At 72.9% G+C, this 4,430-nt stretch carries 5 protein-coding genes; all 5 read left to right on the forward strand.

The features are described 5' to 3' along the window. Nucleotides 1-41: 41 nt before the first annotated feature. Nucleotides 42-497 carry a hypothetical protein gene (locus Q0195_RS06270; protein WP_299276015.1) on the forward strand — a complete coding sequence of 152 codons (456 nt, stop codon included), beginning with the start codon at nt 42-44 and terminating at the stop codon, nt 495-497. Then, entirely contained in the window at nt 491-1,516 is a 1,026-nt protein-coding gene (locus Q0195_RS06275) for a VWA domain-containing protein (RefSeq protein WP_299276018.1), read from the forward strand. The genes Q0195_RS06270 and Q0195_RS06275 overlap by 7 nt, the downstream gene beginning before the upstream one ends. Next, nucleotides 1,513-2,568: a VWA domain-containing protein gene (locus tag Q0195_RS06280; protein ID WP_299276021.1), complete on the forward strand. Its 1,056-nt coding sequence runs from the start codon at nt 1,513-1,515 to the stop codon at nt 2,566-2,568. Before Q0195_RS06275 ends, Q0195_RS06280 begins: the two co-directional genes overlap by 4 nt. Further along, entirely contained in the window at nt 2,565-3,401 is an 837-nt protein-coding gene (locus Q0195_RS06285) for a PT domain-containing protein (RefSeq protein ID WP_299276024.1), read from the forward strand. The genes Q0195_RS06280 and Q0195_RS06285 overlap by 4 nt, the downstream gene beginning before the upstream one ends. Before the next feature lie 616 nt (nt 3,402-4,017). Further along, nucleotides 4,018-4,430, forward strand: a 413-nt coding sequence (locus Q0195_RS06290; protein WP_299276026.1) for a choice-of-anchor G family protein, incomplete at its 3' end; no start/stop codon positions are given.

Below are 4,430 nucleotides of genomic sequence, written 5' to 3' on the forward strand. Positions count from 1 at the left end.
CGTCGTCGACGCCCTCATCGACCTGTTCCGGAGGCAGCGACGTGTCCGGCGCTGAGACCCTGCTGCCACCCGAGGCGTACTCGGCGTGGGTCCCGGTCGTCGGGGCCCTGCTGCTGCTCGCCGTCGCGGCGTGGTACGCGTTCGTGCTGCTCTCCACCCGCCGGCCCCGCCCGCCGCGGGGACCGGAGCCGCTGACGAGCGACGGCCGGGCCCGGTTCGAGCGGGACGTCGAGGGCGCGATGGCCGCCTACCGCCGCGGGGAGCAGGACCTGCGCGGGCTCCACCTGGAGCTGGCCCGGATCATGCGCGAGTTCGCCTCCGAGCGGATCGGCCGGGACGTGCGGTCGTGGACGGCAGGCGAGATCGCCGCGAACGACCCCACGGCCCGCCTCGGTGACCTCCTGCGCGTGTGGGAGGAGCCCTCCTTCGCGCGCCGGAGCGACGCCGAGGCGGAGACCGCCGTGGCCCGGGCCCGGGAGGTGATCCGCCAGTGGTGATCCTGTGGAGCTGGGTCGTCCCGGTGGTCCTCGGCGTCGTGCTCGCGGCGGCCGCGGTCGGCTGGTTCCTTCCCCGTCACACCCGGCGCCGCCCACGGGAGGTGCGCTGGCTGGCCAACACCTCCTACCTGTCCCGGCTGCCCACCTACCGCCGGCGGATGCGGCTGTACCGCCTCGCGCTCGGCGGGGTCGGGGTCTTCGCCCTCGTCGCCTCGCTCGGCACCGCGCTGCTGCTGGCCCGGCCCGCGGAGCGGGACGTGCGGGCCGAGGTGCTCGCCACCCGCGACATCGTCCTGTGCCTGGACGTCTCCGGTTCGATGATCGAGTTCGACACCGAGATCGTCCAGACCTTCGCCCGGATGGTGGAGAGCTTCGACGGCGAGCGGATCGCCCTGTCGGTGTGGAACTCGACGTCGCGCACGGTGTTCCCGCTGACCGACGACTACGACCTCGTCACCGCCGAGCTCGAGCAGGCCGCGCGGGCGCTCGACTTCGACCTCGACGCGCTGTTCCCCTCGGCGGAGGCGCTGGACCGGCTCGAGGACTTCATCACCGGGACGATGTCGCTCGACCCGAACTCCTCCTCGCTCGTCGGGGACGGGCTGGCGACCTGCGCCTTCGCCTTCGACGAGTCGGACAGCGAGCGCTCCCGATCGATCATCCTCGCCACCGACAACCAGGTGCTGGGCGACCCGATCTACACCCTGCAGGAGGCGGCCGACCTCGCCGCGGAGCGCGACATCCGCCTCTACGGCCTGTTCACCGCCTCCGACGAGGCCTACTCGGTGCAGAACGAGGAGTCCTTCCGGCAGGCGGTCACCGGGCACGGCGGGCTGTTCTACCACGCCGACGACCCCGAGGCGGTGGACGCCATCATCGCCGACATCGCCTCCCAGCAGGCCGTCGAGCTCGACGCCGACCCGGAGGTGGTGGTCACCGACCGGCCGGAGACGGTGCTCTGGCTCGCGGTGGCCGGGGTGGCCGGGCTCGTCCTCGCGGCGTGGAGGTTGCGGACATGATCCTGCGTCTCGCCTGGCCGCTGTGGGTGACGGTGGCCGTCATGCTCCCGCTGCTCGCCGTGTGCGTCGTCGCCGCGGTGCAGGCCCGCCGGACCGGCGAGGGCTCGGTCGCGGCCTGGCTGCGCCGCAGCGGCATGGTGCTCGCCCTCACCGCGATCGCGCTGGCCCCGGCGGTGCCGAGCTCCACGTCGACGGTGGCCACCAACGTCGAGATGTTCTTCGTCGTGGACCGCACCGGCTCCATGGCGGCCGAGGACTACGACGGCGACCGGCCCCGCCTCGACGGGGTGCGGCACGACGTCCTCGCGTTGGTCGAGGCGATGCCCGGCTCGCGCTACTCGGTCATCACCTTCGACTCCCAGGCCGCCCGGCAGCTGCCGCTGACGACCGACGCGAGGGCGGTGCGCACCTGGGCCGACACCCTCGTCCAGGAGATCACCCACTACTCCGCCGGGTCGGCGGTCGACCGGCCCCTGCCCGCGCTGCGGACCGCGCTGGAGGGCGCCGCGGAGCGCAACCCGGAGAACGTGCGCATCGTCTTCTTCCTCTCCGACGGCGAGAACACGCAGGGCGACGGCGGGGAGAGCCGTGAGCCGCTGTCCTACGCCGAGCTCGCGCCCCTCGTCGACGGCGGGGCGGTGCTCGGCTACGGCACGGCGGAGGGCGGACACATGCGCTACTACGACGGCACGGACGAGACCGGTGCGGGCACCGACGCCGAGTGGATCCGCGACGAGACGCAGGACGGCTCGCCGCCCGCGGTGTCCCGGATCGACGAGACGCAGCTGCGACGCGTCGCCGAGCAGCTGGGCGTGGACTACGTCCACCGGACCGAGCCGTCGGGCGTGGAGGGCCTCGTCTCCGGGATCGACGCCGAGACCATCGCCGCGGAGGACGGTCGCCGTGAGGTGGCCGTCTACGAGGACGTCCACTGGCCCTTCGCGGCCCTGCTCGGCGTGCTCCTCACCTGGGAGGTCTTCGACCTGGCGCGGCGGTTCCCGCGGCCGGCCGGGGCGCCGGCCCGGGCGCGGAGCGGAGGGAGCACGGCATGATCACCGACGACGTCACGGACGTGCGCGCGGCGGACGCAGGGCCGCCGGAGCACCTGCGGCGCCGGCGGCGGCTGCTCGCGTGGTCCGCGCCCGTCGTGCTGGTCTTCCTCGTGGTCGGCTCGCTGCTCGTCGGCACGTGGGCCGGCAACCTGCTGGGCACCCGCGAGTACGACGCCGGGAGGTTCCCGGAGGCGGCCCGGCAGTACCGCGCGCAGCAGCGGTGGACCGGGTTCGCCGAGCAGTGGAAGGCGTGGTTCAACAGCGGCACGGCCGAGTACCGCGCCGAGGAGCACTTCCGCGCGGTCGAGGACCTGCGCGTCGCGCTGGAGCTGGTCCCGCAGGCCGGGCCGCTGCCGGGTGGGCCCGAGGGCAGCAAGGCGCCCCAGTCCCCCGAGTGCCGGGTGCGGACGAACCTCTCGCTCGCCATCGAGGCGATGGGTGACGTCGCCGCGACCGGGAGCGACCTCGGTATGGCCGAGGCGTACTTCGCCGAGGCGCAGGAGGTCATCGCGCCGTGCATCACCTCCCAGGAGAACGCGGAGTCCTCCCAGCGGCAGCGGGACAAGGAGGAGCAGGCGCGGCAGGACCGCGAGCAGCCGTCCGAGGAGCCCAGCGACGAGCCCTCGGAGGAGCCGTCCGACGAGCCGTCCGGGGAGCCATCGCAGGAGCCGTCGGACGAACCCTCCGACCAGCCCACGGACGAGCCGAGCGAGGGGCCCTCGGACGACCCGCAGCGCGAGGAGCTCGAGGAGCGCAACCGCCAGGCGGAGCGTGACCGGCAGGAGCAGCGCGAACGCGAGGGCGGCGGCTTCGGCGGCGGCCAGAACTGGTGACAGACCCGGTGGTGTGACAGGTCCGGCGGGCCCACCCCGCTGGTCCTGCCTTCCCACCGCCGCTCTACCACCCACCGCCGCGCTTACCCGCTCCGCGTCAGGTCGTGGGTTTCGCGCCCTTATGTCAGGTCCGGATGTGTCAACGGAGGCACATACCTACGACCGCTCGACGCTCGACGCGCCCGCGCCCGCTCGGCGCCGCGGTCGGGTTACCCGCCCGAACCAGGACATCGGCGTGCCCGCGCCGACGGACGCCGTTGTCCAACACGCGAGACGGCGCCTCCGTCGATGGGCGGAGACCCGCCATCCGATAGGCAGAGATTCGCCCGTTTTGCGCCCAAACTGGCCCGATCTCCGGTAATTGACAAGTACGGTGGAGCCGGTTTTCCTCTTCAACTGAGGACGAAAGCATTTCACCATTGCACGGTCATGGGCGGATGGCGGGTCTGACGGGGGACCTTCCTTCGAGCGGCAGCTCGCTCATGCCTGTGCTGCCGACGAACGGAGGAAGTCTGTGGAAGTGAAGCACCGAGCCAGACGCTCGGGCGGCCGGCGCTGGAGGCGGCCGGTAGCCGTCGCCGCACTGGGCGCGCTGGCCCTTGCCGGGGGAGTGCAGGTGGCGAACTCGGCACCGACGGACGACAGTGAGGCAGCGGCACAGCTCGTCGCCGTCGACGGACTCGGCCTGGACCTCGTGGAGGCGATCCGGACCAGCGCCGGGAACCTGAGCAAGCCGGGTGAGCACCGGTCGACGATCGATGTCGGTGTCCTGGAGGAGCTCATCGGCCTCGAGATCGCGCGGTTCGACCTGCCGCTCATCGGCGACGGCACCAACGGCGGGCTCCTCGACCTCGGCGACCTCGCTGCTGCCGGTCTGCTCAACGGATATGCGGCCGCGCCCGGTCCCGTGACTGCGACGGCGGCATCGGGTGCGGTGGGCGCAGACGGCGCCCTCGATCTCGACGCCGGTTCAAGCACCGAGATGGCCCACCTCGACGCCACGGCGCTCCTCGAGCAGCTCGGCCTCGA

It is taken from the genome of uncultured Georgenia sp. (assembly GCF_937958535.1).
Lineage (GTDB): Bacteria > Actinomycetota > Actinomycetes > Actinomycetales > Actinomycetaceae > Oceanitalea.

Excerpts from the sequence above, each read along its gene's own strand:
- Q0195_RS06285 (WP_299276024.1), top strand. The coding sequence starts at position 2,565 with ATGATCACCGACGACGTCACGGACGTGCGCGCGGCGGACGCAGGGCCG.
- Q0195_RS06280 (WP_299276021.1), top strand. The coding sequence starts at position 1,513 with ATGATCCTGCGTCTCGCCTGGCCGCTGTGGGTGACGGTGGCCGTCATG.